This window comes from Rhizobacter sp. P2_G4, from assembly GCF_056403575.1.
Genome location: NZ_JBFUFG010000001.1, coordinates 658,010 through 684,701, shown reverse-complemented (window position 1 = coordinate 684,701; position 26,692 = coordinate 658,010). Strand labels below are relative to the sequence as shown.

Annotated in this window: 20 protein-coding genes; 8 read left to right on the top strand and 12 right to left on the bottom strand. The window is 66.6% G+C overall.

The window, feature by feature from the left end; translation table 11 throughout:
* Window positions 1–115: 115 nt before the first annotated feature.
* The 3 genes from AC1DYS_RS03285 to AC1DYS_RS03275 form a co-directional block, all read right to left on the bottom strand.
* Window positions 116–1,033: an alpha/beta fold hydrolase gene (locus AC1DYS_RS03285; protein ID WP_477896012.1), complete on the bottom strand. Its 918-nt coding sequence runs from the start codon at window positions 1,031–1,033 to the stop codon at window positions 116–118.
* The gene (locus AC1DYS_RS03280) at window positions 1,033–1,155 is read right to left on the bottom strand and encodes a hypothetical protein (protein ID WP_477896010.1); all 123 of its coding nucleotides are present in this window, start codon (window positions 1,153–1,155) and stop codon (window positions 1,033–1,035) included. The genes AC1DYS_RS03285 and AC1DYS_RS03280 overlap by 1 nt, the downstream gene beginning before the upstream one ends.
* A gap of 73 nt (window positions 1,156–1,228) precedes the next feature.
* On the bottom strand, window positions 1,229–1,843 hold the full coding sequence (locus AC1DYS_RS03275; protein WP_477896008.1) for a TetR/AcrR family transcriptional regulator: 615 nt from the start codon (window positions 1,841–1,843) through the stop codon (window positions 1,229–1,231).
* A gap of 161 nt (window positions 1,844–2,004) precedes the next feature.
* On the opposite strand from AC1DYS_RS03275, the gene AC1DYS_RS03270 reads away from it, so the two are divergent.
* Window positions 2,005–3,876 (top strand): sensor histidine kinase, encoded by a 1,872-nt coding sequence (locus tag AC1DYS_RS03270; RefSeq protein ID WP_477896006.1) that lies wholly within the window; start codon window positions 2,005–2,007, stop codon window positions 3,874–3,876.
* Here the strand turns inward: AC1DYS_RS03270 and AC1DYS_RS03265 are convergent.
* From AC1DYS_RS03265 to AC1DYS_RS03255, 3 genes are read right to left on the bottom strand one after another with little or no spacing between them, the layout of a single operon-like run.
* Window positions 3,855–5,561 carry an ABC transporter ATP-binding protein gene (locus AC1DYS_RS03265; protein ID WP_477896004.1) on the bottom strand — a complete coding sequence of 569 codons (1,707 nt, stop codon included), beginning with the start codon at window positions 5,559–5,561 and terminating at the stop codon, window positions 3,855–3,857. The two genes, AC1DYS_RS03270 and AC1DYS_RS03265, sit on opposite strands and share 22 nt — an antisense overlap.
* Window positions 5,558–6,607, bottom strand: coding sequence for an ABC transporter permease (locus AC1DYS_RS03260; protein WP_477896002.1), 1,050 nt, complete (start codon window positions 6,605–6,607; stop codon window positions 5,558–5,560). The genes AC1DYS_RS03265 and AC1DYS_RS03260 overlap by 4 nt, the downstream gene beginning before the upstream one ends.
* Window positions 6,604–7,542, bottom strand: a complete 939-nt coding sequence (locus tag AC1DYS_RS03255) for an ABC transporter permease (protein ID WP_047486670.1) — start codon at window positions 7,540–7,542, stop codon at window positions 6,604–6,606. Before AC1DYS_RS03255 ends, AC1DYS_RS03260 begins: the two co-directional genes overlap by 4 nt.
* Window positions 7,543–7,838: 296 nt before the next feature.
* Here AC1DYS_RS03255 and AC1DYS_RS03250 point away from each other — a divergent pair, with 296 nt between their 5' ends.
* From AC1DYS_RS03250 to AC1DYS_RS03230, 5 genes are read left to right on the top strand one after another with little or no spacing between them, the layout of a single operon-like run.
* A complete protein-coding gene (locus AC1DYS_RS03250) occupies window positions 7,839–9,680 on the top strand; it encodes an ABC transporter substrate-binding protein (RefSeq protein ID WP_477895999.1) in 1,842 nt (613 codons plus the stop codon).
* Window positions 9,677–11,509: an ABC transporter substrate-binding protein gene (locus AC1DYS_RS03245; RefSeq protein ID WP_477895998.1), complete on the top strand. Its 1,833-nt coding sequence runs from the start codon at window positions 9,677–9,679 to the stop codon at window positions 11,507–11,509. Before AC1DYS_RS03250 ends, AC1DYS_RS03245 begins: the two co-directional genes overlap by 4 nt.
* Window positions 11,506–13,320, top strand: a complete 1,815-nt coding sequence (locus AC1DYS_RS03240; protein ID WP_477895996.1) for an ABC transporter substrate-binding protein — start codon at window positions 11,506–11,508, stop codon at window positions 13,318–13,320. The genes AC1DYS_RS03245 and AC1DYS_RS03240 overlap by 4 nt, the downstream gene beginning before the upstream one ends.
* Before the next feature lie 14 nt (window positions 13,321–13,334).
* On the top strand, window positions 13,335–15,140 hold the full coding sequence (locus AC1DYS_RS03235) for an ABC transporter substrate-binding protein (RefSeq protein ID WP_477895994.1): 1,806 nt from the start codon (window positions 13,335–13,337) through the stop codon (window positions 15,138–15,140).
* 5 nt (window positions 15,141–15,145) lie between these two features.
* Window positions 15,146–16,924 (top strand): ABC transporter substrate-binding protein, encoded by a 1,779-nt coding sequence (locus tag AC1DYS_RS03230; RefSeq protein ID WP_477895992.1) that lies wholly within the window; start codon window positions 15,146–15,148, stop codon window positions 16,922–16,924.
* 81 nt (window positions 16,925–17,005) lie between these two features.
* On the opposite strand, the gene AC1DYS_RS03225 is transcribed toward AC1DYS_RS03230, so the two are convergent.
* Complete coding sequence (locus AC1DYS_RS03225) at window positions 17,006–17,329, bottom strand: hypothetical protein (protein WP_477895990.1); 324 nt, start codon at window positions 17,327–17,329, stop codon at window positions 17,006–17,008.
* Window positions 17,330–17,602: 273 nt separating this feature from the next.
* Between AC1DYS_RS03225 and AC1DYS_RS03220 the strand changes: the two genes are divergently transcribed.
* Together AC1DYS_RS03220 and AC1DYS_RS03215 are read left to right on the top strand one after the other, a co-directional pair.
* Window positions 17,603–19,195: a phospholipase D family protein gene (locus AC1DYS_RS03220; protein WP_477895988.1), complete on the top strand. Its 1,593-nt coding sequence runs from the start codon at window positions 17,603–17,605 to the stop codon at window positions 19,193–19,195.
* A 112-nt stretch (window positions 19,196–19,307) separates the two neighbouring features.
* On the top strand, window positions 19,308–21,410 hold the full coding sequence (locus AC1DYS_RS03215; protein ID WP_477895986.1) for an acetoacetate--CoA ligase: 2,103 nt from the start codon (window positions 19,308–19,310) through the stop codon (window positions 21,408–21,410).
* A gap of 9 nt (window positions 21,411–21,419) precedes the next feature.
* Here AC1DYS_RS03215 and AC1DYS_RS03210 read toward each other — a convergent pair whose 3' ends face one another.
* Genes AC1DYS_RS03210 through AC1DYS_RS03190 form a run of 5 tightly spaced genes read right to left on the bottom strand, consistent with a single transcriptional unit; the run spans window position 21,420 to window position 26,687 of the window.
* Window positions 21,420–22,853 carry a DUF2314 domain-containing protein gene (locus tag AC1DYS_RS03210; RefSeq protein WP_477895984.1) on the bottom strand — a complete coding sequence of 478 codons (1,434 nt, stop codon included), beginning with the start codon at window positions 22,851–22,853 and terminating at the stop codon, window positions 21,420–21,422.
* 8 nt (window positions 22,854–22,861) lie between these two features.
* Window positions 22,862–23,686, bottom strand: a complete 825-nt coding sequence (locus AC1DYS_RS03205; protein WP_477895982.1) for an SDR family NAD(P)-dependent oxidoreductase — start codon at window positions 23,684–23,686, stop codon at window positions 22,862–22,864.
* Window positions 23,687–23,690: 4 nt separating this feature from the next.
* The gene (locus tag AC1DYS_RS03200; RefSeq protein WP_477895980.1) at window positions 23,691–24,455 is read right to left on the bottom strand and encodes an SDR family NAD(P)-dependent oxidoreductase; all 765 of its coding nucleotides are present in this window, start codon (window positions 24,453–24,455) and stop codon (window positions 23,691–23,693) included.
* The gene (locus tag AC1DYS_RS03195; RefSeq protein WP_477895978.1) at window positions 24,452–25,381 is read right to left on the bottom strand and encodes a branched-chain amino acid ABC transporter permease; all 930 of its coding nucleotides are present in this window, start codon (window positions 25,379–25,381) and stop codon (window positions 24,452–24,454) included. Before AC1DYS_RS03195 ends, AC1DYS_RS03200 begins: the two co-directional genes overlap by 4 nt.
* A gap of 13 nt (window positions 25,382–25,394) precedes the next feature.
* The gene (locus tag AC1DYS_RS03190; protein WP_477895976.1) at window positions 25,395–26,687 is read right to left on the bottom strand and encodes an ABC transporter substrate-binding protein; all 1,293 of its coding nucleotides are present in this window, start codon (window positions 26,685–26,687) and stop codon (window positions 25,395–25,397) included.
* Window positions 26,688–26,692 lie beyond the last annotated feature (5 nt).

Genomic DNA, 26,692 nt, shown 5'->3' with positions numbered 1-26,692 from the left:
CAAAGCGCAGCTTCCATGCCAAGGCCCGCGAACGCACCCAAGCCGAACAGCAGACAAAAAGCGCCGCCTTTTCACGATTCACCGGCCCATTTGTGGCGAGGCCGTAAGAACGACGTTACATCTCTGACTCGTTTGGTCGCCCGTCGAGCCGCAGGTGCTGTGCGACGGAGTGAGCCACGGCCTCATCGGCCAAAACACGACGATGGCCGAGGCCGCGGGTCGTGAGAAATTGCGCACCTTGGATGGCGTCATTCAGACGCCGGCCGACGGCCAATGGCGAGACGCGGTCGCCCTCGTCGTGGACGACCAAGGTGGGCACCGCCAAGCGCGGCCCGAGCCAGGCCGGTTCGAAGCGCACCAGGGGCACGCCTTCGACGCGCTCGATGGCCGCACCCATGCGTGCCGGCACGCTCTCGCCCAGTCCGAAGCTGCGCGCGAACCACTGGAGGAACAAGGCCGGTGGCGGCGAGGCGGCCAGCAACACCAGGCGCTGCACCGGCAAGCCGTTGGCCACGGCGTTGGCCGCGGCCAGCGCGCCGAGCGAATGCCCGACCACTGCATGCAATGCCCCGAGGCGCGCCGATGCCGCCCACAGCGCGCGCACGAACTGCGGCAAGGTGGCGCGCCAGCCGTCGCTGCGACCGTGCCCGGGGAAGTCCAGCAGCACGGGGTTCAGGCCGGCGCGGTCGAGGGCGTCGGCAAGCGTCAGCATCTGCAGCGCGTCTCCGGCCCAGCCATGAACCAGCAGCACGGTGGGCCGTTCGTTTGCGTGCGGGTCGTCGCGCCGGTAGGCCGTCATGGAGCCTTGCTCGAACGGCCAGCGCTCGGTGCGCCACGGCGCGGGCACCGGTTGGCGGCGCGCCACGAGCTTGAGCGGCAGGGGCGTGAAGAACAGTCGCAATGCCAGGCGCGTGGCGGCTGCCGGCGCCACGCTCTGCGAGGTGCGCAGCGCCCAGCCGAGGCTGCGGGCGACAACGCCGGCGTAGAAGGCGCTTGCCGGGTTGGCCGAGGTTGAGGGTGCGGGGTTGCTCATCAGACGTCCAGCCATTGGAAATCCGCATTGCTGCTCGGGATGGCCACCCACAGCGAATGCAGGGCCACACCGGCAGGGGCCAGAACGGCCACGGCCAAGAGGATCAAAAGAGCGAACAGCATGATCAGACTCCTTTTGTCGCACGTTCGTGCGAAGTCGTTGCAGCAAACACGTCGACCGGGCTCACGGCGGTGGTCAAGGCGAGGGGGAACTCAGCACGGACTGGATCAGCCGCTCATAGGCTGTCCAGCAGCGGTCGGCGGCGCGTGGGTCGCGCAGGAAGCGCGCTTCACGCATCAGCGCGACGAAGAGGCCGTCCAGCTCGAACACCAGCTGGTCGGGATCCAGGTCGGCCACCAGGTGGCCGGCTTCGATGGCCTGCAGCACGGTGCGCTTGAGAGCGGCGCGCCAGCGCTGCACGTGGGTGAGCAGCAGGTCGCGCAGTGGGCCTTCTCGGTCGTCGAACTCGAAGGCGCCGGCACAGTACAGGCAGCCGCTGCGGATCTCGACGTCGCGGGCGCGCTGCAGCCACAGCCGCATGATGGCGTTCAGGCGCGGCAGCCCACGGGGCTCGCGCATGGCGGGCGTGAACACGTCTTGCAAAAACCGGCGGCCGTATTCCTCGATGACCGCGCTCTGCAGCGCCTCGCGCGAGCCGACGCGCGAGAACACGCCGCTCTTGGACAGGCCGAGCCGCTTGGCCACTTCGCCGATGGTCAGGCTGTCCAGCCCATCGGCGGCGGCCATGGCCAGCGAGGTGTCGAGGATCGCGGCGAGGGTCAGCTCGCTGCGTTCGGTCTTGGTTTCCATGGGCGGAGTTTCGCACGATCGTACGACATGTCAAGTCACGCCATGCGCACTGCCCGGCGGCGACGGTGACGCAATGCGCTGCCCCCGCTATTTTGCTCATGACAGCCCGGCTGCTCTCGTGGTACACCCGTCTCAAAGTCTTCCAACGCGCAGGGAGAAGCGTGCGTCGAACAGCTTTCGAGCAGGGTCGCATTCGCTGGTTGGTGATCGGCCCGTTTCTCGTGGTCGTGGCCCTGCTCGCTGGGTTGGTCGTGATCAGCGTGGACATGCTGTCTGCCGTGCGCGCCTTTGTGGGCGGCGAGAGCCTGTGGTCCAAGGGCCAGAAAGAGGCGGTCTACCAGCTCAGCCGCTACGTCGCCTCACACGACCCGCTTGACTACCAGCGTTTCCAGGCTGCGTTGGCCGTGCCGCTGGCCGATCGCCGGGCTCGCCTGGCACTGGAGCAGACGCCGCCAGACCTGGGCGCAGCCCGTCAGGGTTTCCTGGAAGGCGGCAACCATGTCGACGATGTCGATGACCTGATCCACCTCTTCTTGCGGTTCCAGCGGATCGGCTTCATGGCCGACGCGATCGCGCTGTGGACCGCGGCCGACCAGCATGTCATCGAGCTGGGCGACCTGGCCCGGCAGATTCACGAGCGCGTGGCGGTGGGCGACACCGGTTCTCCGGAGCTGCGCACCTTGAAGGAGCAGGTCCCCGGCCTGGGCGAGCGGCTGACCGACCGGGCGCTGCGCTTCTCGGCCGTGCTGGGCGAGGCGTCGCGCACCGCGAGGCGCGTGGTGATCGTCATCACGCTGCTGCTGGCCGCGGGGCTCACTGTGGGCGGCGTGCTGCTGACCGGCCACATGCTGCGCCAGCAAGCGCGTGTCGAGCGCGCCCTGCGAGACAGCAACGAGCGCTGGACGCTGGCCGCCGAAGCTGCGGGCATGGGCCTCTTCGACTGGGACTTGCGCACCGGGCAGACCACACTCGATGCGCGGGCCGCGGCGCTGTACGGCTTGCCGGCCGAGCCCGTGACCGTGAAGGCTGGCATGCTGGCGCGGGAGATCATCCATCCCGACGACGCCGCGCGGGTTCGCGCGGCCATGCGCCAGATCATCGCCCACCCGGCTGCGGCGACCCTGCGCTACCGCGTGGTGTTGAACGGCGCCGTGCGCCACATCCAGGCCAACTCCTGCGCGCGCTTCGAAGACAAGAACGGTGCCGACGGCGTGGGCACCGGCATGGTCGGCATCCTGCGGGACGTGAGCGACGAGGTGCGTGCTGCCCAGCTCCAGCTCGACAAGGATGCGGCCGAACGCGCCTACCGCAGCATGAGCCAGTTCCTGTCGCGTGTGAGCCATGAACTGCGAACGCCGCTCAACGCCGTGATCGGCTTCACCGAGCTGATGCAGACCGACACGGTCGACCCGCTGACGTCAACGCAGGCGCAACGCATGCAGCTCGTGCTCGACGCCGGGCGCCACCTGCTGGCACTCATCGACGACGTACTGGACCTGAGCAGTCTCGACGACGGCCCGATGGCGCTGCCGCTGCAACCGGTCGCGCTGGTGCCAGTGCTGCAGGCGAGCCTGAACCAGATCGAGGCGATGGCGGTCGCGCAGCAGGTGAGCTTGATTTCCGAACTGCCCCACGCCGAGTTGCGCGTGCTGGCCGACGCGCGCCGCCTGGAGCAGGTGCTGCTGAACCTGCTCTCCAACGCTATCAAATACAACCGCCCGTCGGGTGAGGTGCATCTGTCGTGCGAGCGCGAAGGCGACGCCGTGTCGATCACCGTGCGCGACACCGGCCTCGGCCTGCGAACCGACCAGATCGAGCAGCTGTTTCAGCCCTTCAATCGCCTGGGTGCCCAGTTCACCAAGGTGCAGGGCAGCGGCCTCGGCCTCGTGATCACGCAAGAGCTGGTCAAGCGCATGGACGGCAGCCTGACGGTGGACAGCACCGAAGGCGTTGGCACCCGCATGGTCGTCCGCCTGCGGGCCGTACCCGAGCAGCCGGACTCAGGCACGCCTCAGGCCGCCACAGGAACGTAACCCCGCGGGATGGCCCCGAGCAACCGTCGCGTGTACTCCTGCTGCGGCGCATCGAGGATCTGCGTCACGCTCGCTTGCTCGACCACCTCGCCGTCCTTCATCACCAACACCTCGTCGGCCATGAAGCGAACCACCGCCAGGTCGTGGCTGATGAAGATGTAGGCGAGGCCCAGTTCATCTTGCAGGTCCTTCAGCAGGTTGAGCACCTGCGCCTGCACCGAGACGTCGAGTGCGCTCACCGCCTCGTCGAGCACCAGCACCTCGGGGTTGAGCGTCAGACAGCGCGCGATGGCCACCCGCTGGCGTTGGCCGCCGGAGAACTCGTGCGGGTACTTGTGCATCGCGCTGTCGTCCAGGCCCACCTTGACGAGCAGCATCCGAGCACGAGCCTCGCGCTCGGCGGCATCGGCACCGATGCCATGGATCGTCATCGGCTCGACCAGTGTCTGGCCGATGGTGAAGCGTGGGTTCAGCGAGGCGTACGGGTTCTGGAACACCACCTGGATGCGCTGGCGGATCGGCAGCATGTCGCGGCGGGGCACCGTCAGCAGGTCGCGGCCATCGAAGCGCACCACGCCTCCACTCGGCCCGCCGTTCGGTTCGTGCAGGCGCAGCAGCGTGAGCCCCATCGTCGTCTTGCCCGAGCCTGACTCGCCTACCACTCCCAGCGTGTGGCCGCGGCGCAGCTTGAAGCTTGCGCCCTTCACCGCCTTGAATTCGCGACGGCCGAACACGCCGTCGCGCAGCCAGAAGCTCTTGGTCAGCGACTCAGCCTCGATGACGATCGGCGCAGCCGGGTCCTTGGGCTTGCCGGCCGCAATGCTGGCCTTGCCCGAGATGTGATCGTCGATCACCATCAGCCGCGGCGCGCGCTGCTCCAGCGTCGGCCGGCAGGCCAGCAGTGCCTTCGTGTACGAATCCTTCGGGTCGGCAAAGATGCCGGCCACCGGGCCGTGCTCGCGCACCGTGCCCTGGCGCATCACCACCACCTGGTCGGCAATCTCACCCACCACGCCGAGATCGTGGCTGATGAAGAGCATGCTCATGCGGTGCTTCTCCTTCAGCCGTGCAAGCACGTCGAGAATCTGCCGCTGGATGGTGACGTCGAGCGCCGTCGTCGGCTCGTCGGCGATCAACAGTTTGGGTTCGCAAGACAGTGCCATCGCGATCATCACGCGCTGCTGCTGGCCGCCCGACAGCTCGTGCGGGTAGGCCGACAACCGGCGCTTCGGTTCGGGCAGGCCCACCTCCACCAGCAAGGCCTCGGCCCGCTCCATCGCCTGCTTCGGGGTCAGGCCCAGGTGCTTGATGAGCGGCTCGCAGATCTGCCGGCCCACCGGGAACACCGGGTTCAGCGAGCTCATCGGGTCCTGGAACACACAGGCGATCTCGCGGCCGCGCAAGGCCTGCAGCTGCGGCAGCGAAGCCGCCAGCATGTCGCGCCCCTGGAAGGTGATGGCGCCTTGGCGCTCGGCGTTGTCGGGCAGCAGGTTGAGGATGGACATGGCCGTGACGCTCTTGCCCGAACCCGACTCGCCCACCAGCGCCACGGTGGTGTTCTCCGGCACGTCGAAGCTCACGCCAACGTCACCACGGCCGACCGCTTGCGCGCGCTTCGTCACGCCGTTCTCCACGCCCACGCGGAACGACACGCGCAGGTCTTTGATGCTCAGCAAAGTGCTCACTCCAGACCTCGCAACTTGGGATCGAGCGCATCACGCAGCGCATCGGTGAAGAGAGAGAACGCCGTCACGAACACGGCCATGAAGCCGGTGGCCGCCACCAACTGCCACCAGTAGCCGAGGATGAGCTCGCTCTGCGCCTCGGCGAGCATCGTGCCCCACGAGACGTCGTCCACGCCGACGCCCAGGCCCAGGTACGACAGGATCACCTCGAACTTGATGAAGGACACCACCAGCAGCGACATGCGCACGAGGATCACGTGGCTCACGTTCGGCAGGATGTGGCGGAACATGCGCGAGGCCGTCGACGCGCCGATGGCCTCGGCCGAGCGCACGTAGTCACGCGTGGAGTGCTTCAGGAATTCTGCGCGCACCTGGCGGTACACGCTGGTCCACCCGACCAGCGCAAGAATGATCGCCACGCTACCGATGCCGCGGCCGAAGATCACCGCAAACACCAGCAGCAGCAGGATGTCTGGCATCGCCGTGAACACGCTGTACAGCCACTCGAGAAAGTCGCCGATCTTGCCGCCGAAGAAGCCGGCCGCCGCGCCGAGCAGGGTGCCGATCAGCGCTGCGATCGCCGCACCCATCAAGCCGACGAAGACGGAGGTCTGCGTGCCCTTGGTGGCCTTGGCCAGCACGTCGCGGCCGAGCCGGTCGGCGCCGAAGGGCAGGGTCTCGGCCTTCACGGTTTCTTCAGACTTGAACTTGGCGGCGCGTTCTTCCCATTCCTTGTAACGAGGGGCCAGCGGGTCGACCGACGAGATGTCGACGTTCGGCCCCTTGGGCACAGGGATGGCACTCGTCTCGACCTTGGGCGCCGGGCCCATGAAGGTTGGCGGCGCGCTGGGCACGCCCACTTCCTTCTGCCAGCCCTTGGCGATCAGGCCGCTCGCTGCGAACAGGATCAGCAGGATGAAGAGCAGCACGACGGCCATCGAGCCCATGCCCACGTGGTCGGCGCGCAGCCGCTTCCATGCGGCACGCCAGACACCCTCGGGCCGCTGGCTGGCCATGGCCGGAACTTGATTCAATACCGCGCTCATTTGAGAACCACCCGTGGGTCGACCAGCTTGTAGAGGATGTCGGCGCCCAGGTTGATCAGCATGGTCAGCATCGCGAGATAGATCGCGACGGCCTGGATGACCGGGTAGTCACTGCGGTTCACCGCGAGGATGATCTCGCGGCCCAGGCCAGGGATCGAGAAGAACACCTCGATCAGGAACGAGCCGACGAACACGCCGGGCAGCACCAGTGCCACGTTGGTGATGATTGGAATCATCGCGTTGCGCAGCACGTGGCGGAAGAGCACCGTGCGCTCCGTCATGCCCTTGGCGCGCGCGGTGCGCACATAGTCTTGGCCCAGCTCGTCGAGCAGGAAGGTGCGGTACAGCCGCGTCTGCGGAGCCACCCCGACCATCAGGGCAAGGATCAGCGGCAGCGGCACATAGGTGACGAGGTTGGTGCCCAGACTGTCGCTCCAGCCCTGCACCGGGAACCAGCCGAGCTGGAAGCCGAACACGTACTGGCCGATGATGATGTAGACGAGGAACGAGATCGACAGCGCCACCGTGGTGATCACCATCAGCGAGCGGTCAGCCAGCGAGCCGCGGCGGTAGGCCACCCACATCGCGATCGGCAAGGCGATCACGGTGTCGAGCACGAGGATGGGCAGCATCACCGTCAGCGTGGCGGGCAAGCGCGTGGCGAAGATGCTGCTCACGGCCTCTTGCGTGGCCCAGCTGCGGCCCCAGTCGAAGGTGACGATGCTCTTGAAGTAAATCCACAGCTGCACGTACCAGGGCTCATTGAGCCCCAGCTGCTGGCGGATCTCGTTGATCTGCTGGGCGCTGGCGTTGAGCCCACCCAGGATTTCGGCGGGGTCGCCCCCGACCATCTTGAACAGCAGGAAGACCAGCAGCAGCACACCCAGCAAGGTGGGGATCATCTGCAGCAGGCGCCGTATCACATACGCGGCCATGGTGTTTTCATCTCGGGTGGAGCGGTCGTCGGGAAATGGGGGCGGCTCGCCAGGGTCGGGTGGGCCACCGAGTACCGCCTGTTGGGCGGCAGGCGCGAGTCTAAGCGGCACCTCGGTACCCCTCGCCTCGCGTTTGCCCGGGTGCGCAGCACGCAACTTGCATGCCGATGCGGTGTCCAAGCGTCGCGCGGGTCTGCCCGGTGGCACGCGGCTGTGCAATGACCCTAGACTTCGCGCCTTCGGGATCGGGCCCAACAGGCCCGTCGCCGGAGCCGTCCCACAAGGAGAATTGATCGATGAAACAGCGTGGCCCGAGCGGGGCGCTGGTGACACTGTGTCTGGTGGCGTTCACCGCCCTGCCGGCGTTCGCGCAAGAAGCGCCTGCGGCTGCAGCGGCAACCCCCAAGGTGCTCCACTATTCCTTCCGCATTGCCGAGACCGGGTTCGACCCGGCACAGATCTCCGACCTGTATTCGCGCACCATCACGGCCAACATCTTCGATGCGCCGCTGCAGTACGAATTTCTCGCGCGGCCCTTTCGCTACCGAGCCAACACGCTGGTGGCCTTGCCCGAGGTCAGCGCCGATTTCCAGACCTTCACCTTCCGCGTGAAGCCGGGCATCTACTTCGCCGACGACCCGGCCTTCGGCGGCAAGAAGCGCGAGCTGGTGGCGGCCGACTATGTGTACTCCTGGAAGCGCCACTACGACCCGCGCTGGAAGAGCCCCAATCTCTACATCCTGCAGAACGCCAAGATCCTCGGCCTGACCGAACTGCGGCAAGAAGGCATCACCGCCAAGAAGCCGTTCGATTACCAGCGCGAGGTCGAAGGCCTCAAGGTGATCGACAAGTACACCTTCCAAGTCAAGACCGGCGAGCCCAACCCGCGCTTGTTGCTCGAACTCACCGACGGTTCGGTGTGGGGCGCGGTCGCGCGCGAGGTCGTCGACATGTATGGCGACAAGATCATGGAGCACCCGGTGGGCACCGGGCCGTTCCGCCTAGGCGCATGGCGTAGGGCCTCGAAGATCGTGCTGGAGAAGAACCCCGGTTTCCGCGACCAGTTCTACGACGAGGAGGCGCCTGCCGACGACCCACTCGCCCAGGCCGCCGTGGCCAAGCTCAAGGGCCGCAAGCTGCCGATGATCGACCGTGTCGAGATCGCCATCGTCGAAGAGAACCAGCCGCGCTGGCTGGCCTTTCTGAAAGGGGACCACGACATCCTGTGGGAGGTGCCGTCGGAATACGCCGAGATCGCGATGCCCAACAACCAGCTCGCGCCCAATCTGAAAAAGCAGCACATCAACATGGTGCGCTACCCACGCGCCGACGTTGTGGTGACCTACTTCAACATGGAAGACCCGGCGATCGGCGGCTACACGCCCGACAAGGTGGCCTTGCGTCGCGCGATCTCCCTGGCGGTTGACCTCGACAAAGAAATTCGCGTTGTGCGCAAGAGCCAAGCCGTGCCTTCGCAGGGGCCGGTTGCGCCCAGCACCTGGGGCTATGAGCCGACCATCAAGACCGAGATGAGCGACTACGACCCGGCTCGCGCCAAAGCCCTGCTCGATATGTTCGGCTACATCGATCGCAACGGCGATGGCTGGCGCGACCTGCCTGATGGCCGTCCTCTGGTGCTGGAGTACTCCACCCAGTCCGATCAGTCCTCGCGCCAGCTCACCGAGCTGTGGAAGAAGAACATGGACGGGATCGGCATTCGCTTGGTCACCAAGGTCTCCAAGTGGCCCGAGAACCTCAAGCAGGCTACCGCCGGCAAGCTGATGATGTGGGGTGTGGGCTGGAGCGCTGGAGCGCCCGACGGTGACACGTTCCTCTCGTTGGGCGATGGCGGCAGCAAAGGCTCGTCCAACAAATCGCGTTTTGACCTGCCGGCGTACAACGCCGCTTACAACGCACAGAAGCGGCTGCCCAATGGCCCCGAGCGCCAAGCCGCGATGAATGAAGCTCAGCTTCTGATGGTGGCCTACGTGCCGTACAAGCTGCACGGGCACCGTATCTACACCGACTTCGCGCAGCCCTGGATCATCGGCTACCACCGCAACGTCTTTGTGCGCGAGTTCTGGAAGTGGATGGACATCGACACCGAGATGCAACTCAAGCGCGGCAAGACGTCATGACGCTGTCTCCTTTCTCGCTGTCGCGGCGGGCCGCCGTCCAAACGCTGGCCGCCACGCTCTTCGTTCCGGGTGCCTTCGCGGCAACAGACGCACCGAAGGTGCTGCGCTACGCGTTCACCACCGCCGAGACCGGCTTCGACCCGGGCCAGGTGAACGACATCTACTCGCGCATCGTCACCGCCCACATCTTCGACGCGCCGATCACCTTCGACCACCTCGCGCGGCCCTTCATGCTACGGCCGTCGACCGCCGTCGCGATGCCCGACATCGAAGACGACTTCAAGACCTTCACCTTCCGCATCAAGCCCGGCATCTACTTTCAGGACGATCCGGCATTCAAGGGCCGCCAACGCGAGCTGGTGGCGCAGGACTACGTCTATTCGATCAAGCGCGTCTACGACCCGAAGCTGAAGTCGCCGGCGCAATCCTTCGTCGAAGACGACGGCATCATCGGCCTCAATGACCTGCGCGAAGCGGCGCTCAAGACGGGTCAGCCCTTCAACTACGACCGCGAAGTCGAAGGCATCAAGGCGCTCGACCGCTACACCTTCCGCGTGAAGCTGCGCGAGTCGCGGCCGCGCCACCTCGAGAACATCTGGGCCAGCCGCGACGTCTACGCCGGCGCGGTGGCGCGCGAGGTGGTCGAGTTCTATGGCGACCGCATCATGGAACACCCGGTGGGCACGGGCCCGTTCCGCCTGGCCGATTGGCGGCGCAGCTCGCGCATCGTGCTCGAACGCAACCCGACCTACCGCGACGACTTCTACGACGCGAAGCCCAACGCCGACGATGCCGAAGGCCAGGAACTGTTGAAACGCCTGAAGGGCCGCAAGCTGCCGATGATCGACCGCGTGGAGATCGCCATCATCGAGCAGCCGCAGCCGCGCTGGCTGGCCTTCCTGAACGGCGAGCAGAACTTCCTTGAGCGCCTGCCCAACGAGTACGCCAACCAGGCCATCCCCCGCGGCAAGCTGGCGCCGAACCTGGTGAAGAAAGGCATCAAGGCCTACCGGGTACCGGGGGCCGACATCACGCTGCTGATCTTCAACATGGAAAGCCCCATCGTCGGCGGCTACACCGCGGACAAGGTGGCGCTGCGCCGGGCGGTCTCGCTGGGCAACAACGTCGAGCGCGAGATCCTCATCGGCCGGCGCGGCCAGGCGATTCCCGCGCAATCGATGATGCCGCCGATGACCTCTGGCTACCGCGCCGACCTGCGCACCGAGATGAGCGAGTACGACCCAGCCCGTGCCAAGGCCTTGCTCGACATGTATGGCTATGTCGACCGCGACGGCGACGGCTGGCGCGAGATGCCCGACGGCAGCCCGCTGGTGATGGAGATGAACACGCAGTCCGACGGCACCTCGCGCCAGCTCGACGAGCTGTTCAAGAAGGACATGGATGCCATCGGCCTGCGGCTCGTGTTCAAGATCGCTCAGTGGCCCGAGAACCTGCGCACCGCGCGCAGCGGCAGCTTCATGATGTGGCGCGTGGGTTCCACGGCCGCGTCGCCCGACGGCCAGGGCGCGCTGGAGCGCGACTACGGCCCGTCCACCGGCGAGGGCAACTTCGCCCGCTTCAAGCTGCCGGCTTTCGATGCGGCCTATGAGAAGCTCAAACACCTTCCCGACGGGCCGGAACGCCAGGCCGTGTTCGACGAGGCGACCAAGCTGATCGTCGCCTACATGCCACACCGGATCACTGTGCACCGCATCATCACCGACATGTCTGCCGGCAATCTGGTCGGTTACCGCCGGCCGCCGTTCGCGCAGGACTGGTGGCAGTACGTCGACATCGACACCACGGCGCAACCGGGGAGCCGCCAATGAGCAAGCTACGCTGGCTGCGGGCGTTCGGCTGTGCCTGGGCAGCTGCGTTGATCGCATCGAGCGCCAACGCGGCTGAGCCACCACCCAAAGTGCTTCGCTATGCCTTCCTGATCGCCGAGACCGGCTTCGATGCGGGGCAGATCCAAGACCTGTACTCCAGCATCGTCGCGAGCCACATCTTCGATGCGCCTTACCGCTACGACCACCTGGCGCGGCCGTTCAAGATCCGCCCCAACACCGCCGCGGCCATGCCCGAGGTGTCTGCCGATTTCAAGACCTGGACGGTGCGCCTCAAGCCTGGCACCTACTTCGCCGACGACCCGGTGTTCGGTGGCAAGAAGCGGGAGCTGGTCGCACAGGACTACGTCTATTCCATCAAGCGCATCTTCGACCCGGCCAACAAGAGCCCGCGCTACTCGGGCTTCGCTGAAGACCAGATCGTCGGCCTCGAAGCGCTGCGCGAATCGGCGCTGAAGGGGCGGCCGTTCGACTACGACACCGAGGTCGAAGGCATTCGCGCGCTCGACCGCTACACCCTGCAGTTCAAGTTGCAGAACCCGCGGCCGCGCTTCATCTATCGCTTGTCGCAGAGCGCGATCGCCGGTGCGGTGGCGCGCGAGGTCATCGAGGGCTATCCCGGCAAGGCGATGGAGCACCCCGTGGGCACCGGTTCGTTTCGCCTCGCGGCCTGGCGGCGCAGTTCGAAGATGGTGCTCGAGCGGAACCCCAACTTCCGCGAGATGTTCTACGACGCCGAGCCGAACGCAGACGACGCCGAAGGCCAGGCGCTGCTGAAGAAGTTCTCTGGTCGCCGCCTGCCGATGATCGACCGCGTGGAGATCAGCGTCATCGAAGAAAGCCAGCCACGCTGGCTGTCCTTCCTGAACGCCGAGTTCGATCTGGCCTGGGGTGTGCCGCTGGATTTCGTCAACCAGGCGGCGCCTGGTGGCAAGTTGGCGCCCAACCTGGCCAAGCGAGGCATTCACCTCTACCAAAGTCTGGTGTCAGACCGCGTGCTTTATTTCTTCACCATGGAAAACCCGGTCGTCGGCGGCTACACGCCCGACAAGGTGGCGCTGCGGCGCGCCATCAGCCTGGCGACCGACATCGACCGCGAGATCAGTGTCATCCGTCGCGGTCAGGCCATCCCCGCGCAATCGATCCTGGCGCCCAACACCTACGGCTACGACGACAACTACCGCAGCGAGAACAGCAACTACGACCCGGCGCGCGCGAAGGCCCTGCTCGACATGTACGGCTATGTCGACCGCGACGGCGATGGCTGGCGTGACATGCCCGACGGCAAGCCGCTGGTCATCGACTACGCCACCACCCCGGACAGCCTCTCGCGCCAGTTCGACGAGCTCTGGAAGAAGAACCTCGACGCGGTGGGTCTGCGCGTCCGGTTCGACATCGCAAAGTGGCCGGAGCAGCTGAAGAAAGCGCGCACCGGCCAGCTGATGGTGTGGCAGGTGGGCCAGTCGTCCGAGGCGCCCGACGTGCAGGATGCGTTCGAGATGGCCTACGGGCCGTCGTCGAGCAACCAGAACCTGGCGCGCTTCAAGCTGCCGGCCTTCGATGCCTTGTACGAGCGCATGCAGTCGCTGCCCGACGGCCCCGAACGCATCGAGGCCGTGGCACAAGCCAACAAGCTGCTCACGGCCTACATGCCGCAGCGGTACACGGTGCACCGCATCGCCACCGACTTGGCCTACCCGTGGCTGCAGGGTTTTCGGCGGCCGGCCTTCGGCAACCAGTGGTGGCAGTACGTCGACATCGACACCAGCATGCCGCGTGAGGGTCGCAAGTGAACTGGGCGCGGTGCGTGGCGGCACTGTGCATCGCGGCGGGGCTGTCGGCCTCCGGTCAAGCGCAGCAGCAGGCGCCCGCAACGCCTGCCTCGGCACCCAAGGTGATGCGCTACGCCTTTCTGTCTGCCGAGACCAGCTTCGACCCGGCCCGTATCAGCGACCTGTATTCGCGCATCGTCACGGCGCACGTGTTCGATGCGCTCTACAAGTACGACTACTTGTCGACGACGCCCACGGTGCGGCCCAACACGGCCGCGGCCATGCCCGAGATCGCAGACGACTTCAAGACGTGGACGATCCGCATCAAGCCTGGCATCTACTTCTCCGACGACCCGGCCTTCGGCGGCAAGAAGCGCGAGCTGGTCGCGGCCGACTACGTCTACTCCTGGAAGCGCCTCTACGACCCGGCCAACAAGTGCCCGCTCTACGACACCTACCGCGAGAAGGGCGTGATCGGAGTCGACGACCTGCGCCAGGCGGCCCTGAAGAACAAGGCACCTTTCGACTACGACCGCGAAGTCGCCGGCCTGCGCGCGCTCGACCGCTACACCGTGCAGTTCAAGCTCGACAAGCCGAACCCACGCTTTCTCTACATCCTGGCCGACAACAGCGTCACCAACGCACTCGCACGCGAAGTCGTCGAGTACTACAAAGATGCGATCGGCGACCACCCGGTGGGCACCGGCGCCTTCCGCCTCGCGTCGTGGCGCCGCAGTTCGCAGATGGTGCTGGAGCGCAATCCGAACTTCCGCGAAGAGTTCTACGACGGCGAACCGGCCGCTGATGACGCGAAGGCCCAGGCCCTGCTGCAGAAGTTCAAGGGGCGCCGCATGCCGATGCTCGACCGAGTGGAGATCTCGGTGATCGAAGAACCGCAGCCGCGTTGGTTGTCCTTCGTCAACGGCGAGTTCGACATCGTCGCGCCGATGCCCTATGAATTTGCCCCGCAGGCCGTGCCCAACGGCAAGTTGGCGCCGAACCTCGCGAGGCGCGGCATTCAACTCGACCGTGTGCTTTCCCCCGACCGCACGCTGACCTACTTCAACATGGAAGACCCGACCGTCGGCGGCTACACACCTGACAAGGTTGCGCTGCGCCGGGCACTCAACCTGGGCAGCGACGTACAGCGCGAGATCACATTCATTCGCAAGGACCAGGCGATCCCGGCGCAAAGCATCGTGGCCCCCGGCACCTACGGGTTCGACCCGCTCTACAAGAACGAGAACGGCGACTATGACCTCGCGCGATCCAAGGCCCTGCTCGACATGTATGGCTACATCGACCGAGACGGAGACGGCTGGCGCGACATGCCCGACGGCAAGCCGTTGGTCATCGAGTACGCGAGTTACCCCGACAGCAGCGGCCGGCAGTTCAGCGAAGAGTGGGCCAGGTCGCTGACCGCGCTCAACATCCGCTTCAAGATCAGGGTTGCGCAGTTTCCCGAGCAGCTCAAGGCCGGCAAGGCGGGGCAGCTGATGGTCTGGCAGCTCGGCTACACAGCCGTCAATCCCGATGTGCAGGATGCGCTGCAACTCCTGTACGGCCCGGCCTCGGGTGGGCAGAACCTGCCGCGTTTTCGCAATGCCGAGTTCGACGCGATCTACCGGCGCATGCAGAACCTGCCCGACGGCCCCGAGCGCACGGCCCTGCTCCGCGAGGCACTGAAGATCACGACTGCCTACGCGCCGATGAAGATCCGCGTGCACCGTCTGCTCAACGACCTGATGCAGCCGTGGCTCGTGGGCTACCGGCATCCGATGTTCGGTAACCAGTGGTGGCAGTACGTCGACATCGACGACAGCCTTCGACCTACCCACTGATGCACATGGACCGCCGCGCATGGCTCGCCACCACGGCCGCTCTGGCGGCCTTGCCGCTGCAGGCCCGCGCGGCGCCCGAGAGCCGCACGCTGCACTGGGCCTTTCGTGTCGCCGAGACCGGCTTCGATCCACCGCAGATTGCCGACGTCAACTCGGCCATGGTGGCGGCCAGCATCTTCGAAGCGCCGCTCACCTACGACTACCTCGCCCGACCGGTCAAGCTGCGGCCGCAGACGGCTGAAGCGCTGCCCGAGATTTCGGCCGACTTTCGGCGCTTCACCTTCCGCATCCGCCCCGGCATCTTCTTCGCCGACGACCCGGTGTTCAAGGGCAAGCCGCGCGAGCTGGTGGCCCAAGACTTCGTCTATTCGATCAAGCGCTTCTACGACCCGCGCATCAACAGCGAACACCTCTACATCTTCCAGAACGCGAAGCTGCTCGGGCTGACCGAGCTGCGCGACAAGGCCATCAAGGCGAAGCAGCCCTTCGACTACGACACCGAGGTCGAGGGCCTGCGCGCGGTCGACCGCTACACCCTGCGTGTGGTGCTGGCCGAGCCGCACCCACGCATGCCCTACGACTTCGCCAACCCCTCGCTCACCGGCGCGATGGCGCGCGAGGTGGTCGAGGCCTATGGCGACGACATCACGGCCCACCCGGTCGGCACCGGGCCGTTCCGCCTGGGTGCGTGGCGGCGCGGCTCGTCGGTGGAGCTGCTGCGCAACCCGCGCTTTCGCGAGCAGCTGTTCGAGGCCGAGCCCGCGCCCGACGACGCGCAGGCGCAGGCCATCGCGCGGCAGCTGGCCGGCAAGCGCCTGCCCCTGGTCGACCGGGTGCAGATCAGCGTCATCATCGAAGAGCAGCCGCGCTGGCTTGCCTTCCTCAACGGCGACGTCGACGTGCTGGAGATGCCGCGGCAGTTCGCCACGCAGGCCATTCCGAACGGCCGCGTCGCACCCCATCTCGCGCGCAAGGGCGTGATCGCGCAGACCGTCTTGCGGCCGGAGATGTTCCACACCTTCTTCAACATGGACGACGCGGTGATCGGCGGGCTGTCCGAACCCAAGGTGGCGCTGCGCCGCGCGGTCGCACTCGCGTGGGACGAAGACGAGAAGCTGCGCCTGCTCGACCAGGGGCTGGGCATTGCGGCGCAATCGGTGGTATCGCCCTTTACTTCGGGCTACGACGAGGCCTACCGCAGCACCATGAGCGAGCACAACCCCACGCGGGCCAAGGCGCTGCTCGACCTGTACGGCTATGTCGACCGCGACGGCGATGGCTGGCGCGAGATGCCCGATGGCAAGCCGCTGGTGCTGCGCATGGCCAGCACGCCCGACCAGCGGCAGCGTTCCGTCAACGAGCTGTGGCGCAAGCAGATGGCGGCGGTGGGCCTGCGCATGCAGTTCGACGTGGCCAACTGGCCCGAGCTGCTGAAGATGAGCCGCTCCGGCACGATGATGATGTGGAGCTTCACCTGGGTCGCAGAGTCACCCGACGGCAGCACCAACCTGGGCATCGCCTACGGGCCCAACAAGGGCGAGTCCAACGATTCGCACTTCGTGCTGCCAGCCTACGACCGCCTGTTCGAACAGCAGAAGGTGCTGCCCGACGGCGAGGCCCGCAATGCGTTGATCCACGAGGCGAAGAACATGCTGGCCGCGTACATGCCGTACAAGGCGCATTCGCACACCATCGTCACCGACCTGGTTCACCCCTGGGTGAAGGGCCACCTGCGGCACCCGTTCATGCGAGACCTGTGGCGCTACGTGGAGGTTGGGGCGTAGCCCACCGCGAGCTGCGCAAAAAACAAAACGGGCTTGCCGACACGAAGCCGGCAAGCCCGTCAGCGGGCTGGTGAAAGCCGATTACTTCGGGGCCACGTCGGGGTTGGGGACGGGAGCTTTCTTCGTCGAGCTGGCCATTTCTTCACGCTGTTTCTTGCGTGCGGCCTTGCGCTCGGCGCTCGATGCGGCACCTGGAGCGGGCTTGACTTCATTGCCAGCCAGCGCCGGGTCCTTGATCTCGCCGTTCTTGACGGCGGCCTTCATCTCGGTCTGGCGCTTCACGCGAGCGGCCTTGCGCTCTTCCTTGGCGGTCTTGGGTGCGCTGGCGGCATCTTGCGCATAGACGTTGACGGCGACAAGGCTGGGCAGGGCGGCCGCGAGTGCCACGAGCAAAAGTTTTTTCATCGAATCTCCTGGAGGTAGTTGTGAGCGAAACGCCGGCGCGCTGCAAGAAAGCAGAGTTTGCAAGGCTCGACCGGGCGCCTGATCGCCAGACGGTCGCTGCGGCTCGCGGGAGCTTACGCCTCTCCTCGCCGCTTGGCAGGCAGGGGCGACCCCGGCCGTCGCTTGCCCGCGACACGAGGCGCTAAGCTCGCGCACCTGCCTGCCCTGCCGAACACCGTGGCCCCTTCTCCTCACGCGAAAACAAGCACGCCCGAACTAAACGGTGTCTCCGTCTTGCTGAACCGAAGCTTGCAAAGGCTGCGGCACCTGGGCTGGCTGCTCGTCTGCGTCGTGGCGATGGCGGGTTGCTCCTCGCTGCCGACCGACGCCGTTCGCCCGGTGTCCACGGCGATTGCCGCCTCGCCGGCCACGCCACTCGGCAACGTGCCGGCGCAGGCCGGCGTGCCGCCCGGGCGCTCGGGGTTCCGGCCCTTGCCCGAAGGCGCGTTTTCGCTCGATGCGCGGCTCGAGCTGATCCGCCGTGCGCAGGCCTCGCTCGACCTGCAGTACTACTTCATCGGCAACGACGCCGTCGGCCGCACCATCCTGGCCGGCCTGCGTGATGCGGCACAGCGTGGCGTGCGGGTGCGCCTGCTCGCCGACGATCTGCACAGCGAAGACATCCAGGAGCTGCTGCTCGGCCTGGCCGCGTACGACAACGTGCAGGTGCGCCTCTACAACCCGTTCGTCTATGGCCGAAGCAGCTCGATCGGCCGCGGCTGGAACTTCGTGACCGACTTTCGCCGTCTCAACCACCGCATGCACAACAAGCTGTTCGTGGCCGACGGAGCGGTGGCCATCGCCGGCGGCCGCAACCTCGCCGACGAATATTTCCTGCGCAGCCAGCACGCCAACTTCATCGACTTCGACCTGCTGATGACCGGCCAGGTCGTGTCCGACGCAAGCCGTGTGTTCGACCAGTACTGGAACAGCGACCAGGTGTTCCCGATCCATGCGCTCGCGGCCACGGTGCCGCCCACCGACGAAGCACGTGCGACCTTCGCCCGGCTCACTCGCCCAGAAGACCTGTTGCAGCCCATCAGCGGACATGACACCGACCTGCTCGGTGCGCCCGCGCTCGGGGTCGAGCTCGACCGCAAGCAGTTCAACTTCATCGTTGCCGATGCCACTGTCTACGCCGACGCGCCGCTGAAGAGCACCGGCGTGGTGGACCCGTTGACCGGCGTGGCGAGCCCGCCCACCACCGCCAGCTCTCAGCTGGTAAGCCTGATGCACGAGTCGCGCGAAGAGCTCATGCTCGTGTCGCCTTACTTCATTCCCGGCAAGGAAGGCATGAAGGGCATCAAGGCGGCGCTCGACCGCGGTACCTCGGTGCGCATCGTCACCAATTCACTGGCCGCGAGCGACAACCCGCTCGTCAGCTACCGCTACAGCGGCTACCGCGTCGAGCTGCTGCACGCCGGTGCGCGGCTGTTCGAGCTCAGCTCGTCGCGCTTCCGCCTGGTCGACCGGGTCAACGTGGCACTCGGCAAATCGGTGGCCCAGCTGCACGCCAAGATTGGCATGATCGACCGCAAGATCCTGCTGGTCGGCTCGGTCAACATGGACCCGCGTTCCTCGCGCATCAACACCGAGATCGGCATTGCCATCCACAGCCGCGAGCTGGCCGAGAAGGTGTACGGCCTGCTCACCGTGTTCAGCGCGCCCGGCTTCTACGAGGTGGTGCTCAAGCCCAACGGCGGCCTGCGCTGGGTGGCCCGCGACGGCGTGAACGACGAAGAACTCGACGACGAGCCCGGCACCAGCCTGTTCCAGCGCATGAGCCTCTTCCTGCAGTCTCTGCTCGTCCCCGAAGACCAGCTCTGACCCCGGGCTTTCGCCACCACGCAGCCCGCGCCGTCGGCGGTAGAGTGGTCCGCATGAGCCGCCGGGCCGCCGCAGGGGCGCACACCGGCGTGCGCAGCACGAAGGTACTCCCGTGAACCTGCCGCCCCACCGCATCTCCGTCTACACCGATTGGCTGGCCCGCGAACGCGGCCTGCACTTCGACGTGTCCACCCCCGAAGGCTACGACGCCATGTGGCGCTGGTCGGTGAACGAGCTGCCGAGCTTCTGGGAATCGATCTGGCAGTTCTACGACCTGAAATCACCCACGCCCTGCACGGCGGTGCTGGCCGACGCACGGATGCCCGGCGCGCGCTGGTTCGAAGGCGCACAGGTCAACTACGCGCAGCAGGTGTTCCGCCATGCCGACGCGGCCCATGCGGCCGGCCACCCGGCCATCGTGTTCCAGAACGAGCGCATGCAGCAGCGCGGCCAGCTGAGCGAACTCAGCTGGCCCGAGCTGCGGCGGCAGGTGGCCTCGCTGGCTGCGCACTTCAAGCGGCTCGGCCTGCAGCCCGGTGACCGCCTGGCGGCCTTCCTGCCCAACACGCCGCAGACCATCGTCGCGTTCCTGGCCGCGGCGAGCATCGGTGCCGTGTGGTCGGTGTGCTCGCCCGACATGGGCCCGGTGGCGGTGCTCGACCGCTTTCGCCAGATCGAGCCCAAGCTGCTGATCGCCTGCGACGGCTATGTGTATGGCGGCACCGCACACGACCGGCTGCCCGTGCTGCGCGGCCTGCTCCAGGAGCTGCCCAGCGTGCGCGACGTGCTGCTGTGGCGCTACCTCGACAAAGCGGCCGATGCGGCCAGCCTCGCCGGCCCGCAGCGAGCCGTGCACGACTTCACCGCCCTCACCGCCGACGACGCGGCGCTCGAACCCACCTGGCTGCCCTTCGACCACCCGCTGTGGGTCGTCTACTCCAGCGGCACCACCGGTCTGCCCAAGCCCATCGTCCACGGCCACGGCGGCGTGGTGCTCGAAGGCCTGAAGATCCTCGGCCTGCACAACAACCTCGGCGCCACCGTCGAGACCGGAGACCGCTACCACTGGTACAGCGCCACCGGCTGGATCATGTGGAACTGCCAGGTCGGCGGGCTGCTGCTCGGCTCCACGATCTGCCTCTTCGACGGCAGCCCCGCGGGTGCAAGCAAGGGCGCGGCCGACTGGTCCACGCTCTGGCGCTTTGCGGCCGATGCGAAGGCCACCTTCGTCGGTGCCGGCTCGGCCTTCTTCGCCAGCTGCCTCAAGGCCGATGTGAAGCCGATGGCCGTGGCCGACCTCTCGCACCTGCGCGCGCTCGGTGCCACCGGCTCGCCCCTGGCCGCCGAGTGCTACCGCTGGGTGTGCGACCAGCTGCCGCAGGTCGATGGCCACGACATCTGGCTCGCCGTCATCTCCGGCGGCACCGATTTCGCCGGCGCCTTCATTGCTGGCCTGCCCACGCTGCCGGTGGTCGAAGGCGAGATGCAATGCCGCTGCCTCGGCGCGGCGGTCGAGGCGTGGAACGAACAAGGCGAGCCGCTGGTCGACGAAGTCGGCGAGCTGGTCTGCGTCAAACCCATGCCGTCGATGCCCCTCTATTTCTGGAACGACAAGGAAGTCATGGAGCCCCCGGGCGGAGTTACCGCCCGCCCCCCGGAGGGGGCCGCGCCCGCCTTGGGACGGCCCGGGGCCAGGCGCGTAGGTCAGAGGTACCACGACAGCTACTTCGACATGTACCCCGGCATCTGGCGCCACGGTGACTGGATTCGCATCACGCCGCGTGGCGGCGCCATCATCTACGGCCGCAGCGACGCGACCATCAACCGCCACGGCATCCGCATGGGCACGGCCGAGCTCTACCGCGCGATCGAAGTGCTGCCCGAAGTGATCGACAGCCTCGTCGTCGACCTCGAGTACCTCGGCCGCGAAAGCTACATGCCGCTCTTCGTCGTCCTCCGCGAAGGTGTGACGCTCGACGAGGCCTTGACGAAGAAGATGCGCGAAGCCATCAAGACCGCCTTGTCCGCCCGCCACGTGCCGAACGAGATCTTCCAGGTGAGCGCTATCCCGCGCACGCTGTCTGGCAAGAAGATGGAGCTGCCGGTGAAGAAGCTCCTGCTGGGCACCCCGCCCGAGCAGGTGTTCAAGCTTGATGCCATGGCCAATGCCGATTGCGTGCCGTGGTTCGTGGCGTTCGCGCAGCGGCGGGCCTGACGGGATGCTTCATTTCCGCGCCTCCTGCATGCGCTGAAGAATGGCTCCTGTGGTGTTGCCCTCGTCGCGTCCATTGGCGTCGCTACGGAGATAGTCGAAGACCTTGCTTTGCGATACCTTGACGATCTGCCCACCGTGCAGTGTGGGGATGTCCATGGGTTCGTTCTTGAGCAGCCCACTGATGGCGTCCCCGTCCCAGCTCATCACTTCGACCCACATCCATTCGGTACCGCCCTTCGGCGTGGCAAAAGGCAGCTTCAGGAGAACGTATTCGCCGGGTTGCAGGCCGCGGTTGAAGGCATCTTTCAAGCCCGGAAGCTTTGCCCTGGCCGCGTCACTTGCCACCTGCAGCTCGCGTGTGTGGTTCACCCGCGTTACAGAATCTTCTGTACCAAAGAGTGCACTCAGCATCGCATCTTGGCGCGCATAGCGATCAGGACCGGGGTACCGGTCGAAGGCGATTTCGACGAGCCGATTTCGCGGGTCGCCGCTCTCCGGCGTGCCCTTGATCAGTGACAGCTTGGCAACTGCAGTGCTGTTGCGTTTGAGCGTAGGCAGTTGCGAATCTCGAACGACGGAATGCCCGATGGCACGCAGGTCAAGGTCGTACACGCCGGATGACTTCAAAGTTGCGCCTTCGACCATGGCCTGAGCCAGAAGGCCGATCAGGTGACCCATTGACCGATTGGAGGACCAGGAGAAGTCGTCCACGACGATATCGGGTAGACCGAACTTGGCCATGCCGAGGGTGATGGCTCGTACCTGTTTGTCTCCCTTGTAGGCGTGGATGACCGTTTGCGTCAATGCGTTTGGCGTGTCGCCGGACCAAGAGTCGAGGCGCCTCTTGTGCCATTCATCCGGGGTGAAAACCTCACGAGTCTCTTCGTCCCACAGCAGCCCGTTGGTGTCGCGAGCGACCTGCTCCGTTAACAGGAGCGCGGACCGATAGGCCGGCATGGAGACGGACATCGGGTGGGCAAACCTCAGGATCAGCGCACGCTCTGATCGCTGCAGCGCCACTGCTTGCTCCCGGGTGAGCCCTCGCCCAAAACGCTGGAGCGCTTCCAGATCGGGCGGTCGATAGTCCTTTTGAACCGTGGTGTCTACCCTGGCTTGCAAAAGCGCACCCGCGGGCTTGTCGTGAAGTGCGGTCACCAGCGTGAGCCCACCCGCGGTCTTCAGCCGCAGCCGGAGTGCCGCCATGGGATCGGTTGCCGGAAGGTCGGTGAAGTAGACGGCGAATTCGAACCCTATCGGTCCCGCCACCAGTGGTCCGCTTGGTATGGGCTCCGCGCTTCTAGCGTGGCAGGTGAGGGTGAGGAGCACGCACACAATCCATGTGCGCAATGTCTGCAGGCGGTGAGTCTTCGACATGATGTCTCTGGAGCGGGCGGAGCGCGCCATTTTGACCGAGCCAGCGCTCAGGCCCGTGCGCGATCGCATCAGATCGCTCACTGACTCGCAGTGATCCCCCCATCCAGGTACAGCACCTGCCCCGTCACGAACGCCGCGGCCGGTGAGCAGAAGAACATCGTCGGGCCGACCACGTCGGGCGGGTCGCCGACGCGGCCGAGCGGGATGCGCTCGGTCACCTGCTTGTAGGTCTCGGGGTTGTCCAGCCAATGGCGGGCCATCTCGCTGCGCACCACGGTCGGCGCGACGCCGTTGACGGTGATGCCGTGCTCCGACAACTCCATCGCGTGCTGCCTGACCAGCATCACGAGCGCCCCCTTGGTCGCGCAGTAGGCCGAGTAGCCGCGGCGGCGCAGGCCCAGCTGCGAGCGCACCGAGAGCATGTGCACCTGGCTGCCGGGCCGGCGGCCTGCGGTGATCGCGGCGATCTGGTGCCGTGCAGCGGCTTGCGCGAGGAACATCGCGGCCTTCAGGTTGACCTGCACCACCTCGTCGAAGGCTTCTTCGGTCACGTCGTCGAGCTTCTCTTCGCGCTGGATGCCGACGCAGTTGACCAGCAGGTCGAGCGCGCCGAAGCGCTGTGCCACAGCGTCCACCGAGCCGCGGATGTCGGCCACCGAGTGCGCGTCCATCGCGAGGCCGAAGGCGTCGAGGCCGGCATCGCGCATCAGCGCGGCGAGTGCCTCGGCCTTGTCGGCGCTGCGGCCCGAGACGGCCACGCGTGCGCCGGCCAGCGCCAGGCCCCAGGCCACCGCCTCGCCGATGCCGCCGTAGCCGCCTGGCACGTAGGCCACGCGGCCGCGCAGGTCGAACAATCCGGTGAGCGTGTGGGGAAAGGCGGCCGCGTCGTGGAGGTTCGTCATGAGGTCAGTCCATCAGCAAGCCGCCGTTGATGTCGAGGATCTCGCCGGTGATGAAGCCCGACATCGGCGACGCGAGAAAGCGCACCGTGTGGGCAAACTCCTCCGGCTCGCAGAAGCGGCCGACCGGGATCTGCTTGAGCAGCTCCTGGCGCTGCGCTTCGGTGAGCTGCTCGGTGATCATGGGCGTCTTCACGTAGGCGGGCGCGATGCCGTTGGCGGTGACGCCGAAAGGCGCCAGCTCGCGTGCGAGCGAGAAGGTCAGCGCGCTCATCGCGCCCTTCGACACGGCATAGGCGGTGCCTGCCGTCAGCCCGCCGGTCTTGGCCGCGAGCGAGCTGGTGTTGATGATGCGGCCCCAGCGCCGCGCCTTCATGCCCGGCACCACGGCCTGGGCCCAGAACATCGCGCCGTCGAGGTTGGCGCCCAGCACGCGCCGCCATTCGGCCTGGCTGGTGGCTTCGATCTTGTTGTTGGACAAGATGCCGGCGTTGTTGACCAGCACGTCGATCGGCCCGAGCTGCAGCTCGACCCGCGCTTGCGCGGCCAGCACGGCTTGCTGGTCGCTGATGTCGCAGGCGACGGCGACGACGGCGTCGCCGTACATCGCCTCCAGCGGCGCCATCGACTGCGCGTTCACGTCGATCAGGCCGACGCGGCAGCCGTCTTCGATCAGTGCCGCCACCACCGCACGGCCCATGGTGCCGCCCGCGCCGGTGACCAGCGCGATCTTGTCTTTCAGCGGAGGTGTATGAGAAGTGGAAGGAGTCATGTGTCGAGAACGCTTTTCTTGCCGAAGAGGCCACGGGAGCGGAAGGTGACCACCGCGATGAACAACAGGTACATGGACATCAGCGACCACTCCGACGCATACGCGCCGGTCAGGCCCACCACCAGGCCGACCAGCAGGCCGGCGATCACCGCGCCCCAGAGCGAGCCCACGCCGCCCAGCACGATGATCAAGAAGGCCGGCACCACCGCGTCGACACCCACGTGCGGGCGAATGCCCCAGATGGGCGCCATCACCACGCCGGCGATGGCCGCGAGCGCCACGCCAAGCGCGAACACCGCTGAGCGCAAGCGCCCGAGGTGGATGCCGAGCGCGCGCACCATCTCGCTGTCGTGTGCGCCGGCCTTGATGATGGCGCCGTACGGCGTCTTCTCGAGAAAGAGCCACAGCGCGACGATGGCCAGGATGGCGAAGCCGCTCGCGAACACGCGGTAGCGCGAGTACATCAGGTCACCCATCATGAAGGCGCCCGAGATCGTGGGCGGCAGCGCCATCTGCTGCTCGTTCGAGCCCCAGGTGACGCGGATCAGCTCTTCGATCACCAGCGCCGCGCCGAAGGTCAGCAGCAGGCCATAGAGCGGGTCCTTGCCGTAGGTGCGGCGCAGGCACAGCTCGAGCAGCAGACCGAACAGGCCTACCAGGATCGGCGCGAAGAAGAGCGCGATGGCGTAGCGCGTGCCGACCGGCAGGCTCATGTAGCCCGCCTGCAGCTCGGGAAACCAGCCAAGCTTGGGCGCCAGCAAGAAGAGCGCAGCGTACATGCCCAGCGCGAACAGCGAGCCGTGCGCAAGGTTGATGGTTTCCATCACGCCGACGATGAGCATGAAGCCGAGCGCGATCAGCGCGAACAGCAGGCCGAGCGAGATGCCGTTGACGAGGTGGGGCAAGAGGGCGAGCAGCCAGTCCATGGGGTTTGCGGTGTCAGGGTTCGTAGGAGGGCGTGGCGGCGTAGGACTCGAGCGAGCACTGTTGGGTGCTGGCGCGGTCTTCCACCTCCTGGGGTTGCAGCCGCCCGAGGATGCGGAACAGGTCGTCGCTGCGGCGCGGGCGGTCGTTGTACGCGGCCATGTAGATGGTCTGCTGCAGCTGGTGCGTCTGCGGGTTCATGTAGGCGTCGTGGTGCTGCATGCGGTCGAGCGCCGGGATGCGCAGTGTCTCCAGCTCCTTGATGAGCTTGAGGTTGTTGGTGCTGGCGGTGCGTTCGATGGCACGCAGCAGCTCGCGCGTGGCCATGTAGCCGTTGTAGAACACGTTGCCCGGCACCTTGATGCGGTAGTCGCCCTGCGTGCGCTGGTAGCGCGCCACGAACTCCGGCACGCCGGCCAGCCCGAGGCCCCAGTACCAGGTGGTGCCGAAGATGCCGAACAGCGCCTCGCGGCCGAGGCCGTACACGTCGGGCCAGTCCTGCTGGTTGTTGATCCAGCCGAAGCCGCGGTCCATGCTGTTCTCGCGCACCTGGCGGCGCAGCAGCGTGAGGTCGTCGCCGCCCACGGCGGTGGCGATCACACCCGGCTTGATGGCGCGCACCTTGTTCAGCACCGCGCTGAAGTCTTGCGTGTTCTGCGGCACCACGAGTTCTTCGACGATGCGCCCGCCGTTGCCTTCGACGATGCCGCGGATGCCGCGCGCGGTGTTGCGGCCCCAGGTGTAGTCGCTCGTGATCAGCACCCAGTCGCGGCCGAAGCCGGTCATCGCGCCCTTCACCACCGAGGTCGAGAAGTTGGTGCCGTTACCGTCCCAGACGAACTTGGTGCGATGGCAGTCCTTGCCCGCTTCGGTCGGCGAACTGGAGTTGGTATTGAAGTAGATGCAGCCGTGGGCTTGCGCCACCTTCGACATGGCGCTTGCCACGCCCGAGTGCACGCCGCCCATCAGGAAGGCCACCTCCTGCTGGCGGATCAGGCGCTCGGCCACGGGTGCCGCCACTGCCGGGTCGCCCGCGGTGTCGGCGTGCACGACCTCGAGGCGGCGCCCGAGCACGCCGCCACGCTCGTTCGCCTCGGCGATGGCCATGCGCATGCCGCGCTGCTCGTCCTGGCCGCTGGCGGCGTACTGGCCTGTGTCATCGGTGGCCAGGCCGATCAGCAAGGGCTTCTTCGCCCTGGCCTGGGCCCACGCGTGGTGAAGGCCCCAGGGGCCGGCGAACCCGGCCGCGAGCGCCGCCGTGCCACGGATCAGGCAGCGGCGCGGGAGCGATGCGCGTGGCGGGGTCATGTCAT

Bases quoted from the DNA above. Each gene is read 5' to 3' on its own strand.
- AC1DYS_RS03285 (WP_477896012.1), bottom strand. From the start codon at position 1,033: ATGAGCAACCCCGCACCCTCAACCTCGGCCAACCCGGCAAGCGCCTTC.
- AC1DYS_RS03280 (WP_477896010.1), bottom strand. From the start codon at position 1,155: ATGCTGTTCGCTCTTTTGATCCTCTTGGCCGTGGCCGTTCTGGCCCCT.
- AC1DYS_RS03275 (WP_477896008.1), bottom strand. From the start codon at position 1,843: ATGGAAACCAAGACCGAACGCAGCGAGCTGACCCTCGCCGCGATCCTC.
- AC1DYS_RS03260 (WP_477896002.1), bottom strand. From the start codon at position 6,607: ATGAGCGCGGTATTGAATCAAGTTCCGGCCATGGCCAGCCAGCGGCCC.
- AC1DYS_RS03255 (WP_047486670.1), bottom strand. From the start codon at position 7,542: ATGGCCGCGTATGTGATACGGCGCCTGCTGCAGATGATCCCCACCTTG.
- AC1DYS_RS03250 (WP_477895999.1), top strand. From the start codon at position 7,839: ATGAAACAGCGTGGCCCGAGCGGGGCGCTGGTGACACTGTGTCTGGTG.
- AC1DYS_RS03245 (WP_477895998.1), top strand. From the start codon at position 9,677: ATGACGCTGTCTCCTTTCTCGCTGTCGCGGCGGGCCGCCGTCCAAACG.
- AC1DYS_RS03240 (WP_477895996.1), top strand. From the start codon at position 11,506: ATGAGCAAGCTACGCTGGCTGCGGGCGTTCGGCTGTGCCTGGGCAGCT.
- AC1DYS_RS03230 (WP_477895992.1), top strand. From the start codon at position 15,146: ATGGACCGCCGCGCATGGCTCGCCACCACGGCCGCTCTGGCGGCCTTG.
- AC1DYS_RS03225 (WP_477895990.1), bottom strand. From the start codon at position 17,329: ATGAAAAAACTTTTGCTCGTGGCACTCGCGGCCGCCCTGCCCAGCCTT.
- AC1DYS_RS03210 (WP_477895984.1), bottom strand. From the start codon at position 22,853: ATGCGATCGCGCACGGGCCTGAGCGCTGGCTCGGTCAAAATGGCGCGC.
- AC1DYS_RS03205 (WP_477895982.1), bottom strand. From the start codon at position 23,686: ATGACGAACCTCCACGACGCGGCCGCCTTTCCCCACACGCTCACCGGA.
- AC1DYS_RS03200 (WP_477895980.1), bottom strand. From the start codon at position 24,455: ATGACTCCTTCCACTTCTCATACACCTCCGCTGAAAGACAAGATCGCG.
- AC1DYS_RS03195 (WP_477895978.1), bottom strand. From the start codon at position 25,381: ATGGACTGGCTGCTCGCCCTCTTGCCCCACCTCGTCAACGGCATCTCG.
- AC1DYS_RS03190 (WP_477895976.1), bottom strand. From the start codon at position 26,687: ATGACCCCGCCACGCGCATCGCTCCCGCGCCGCTGCCTGATCCGTGGC.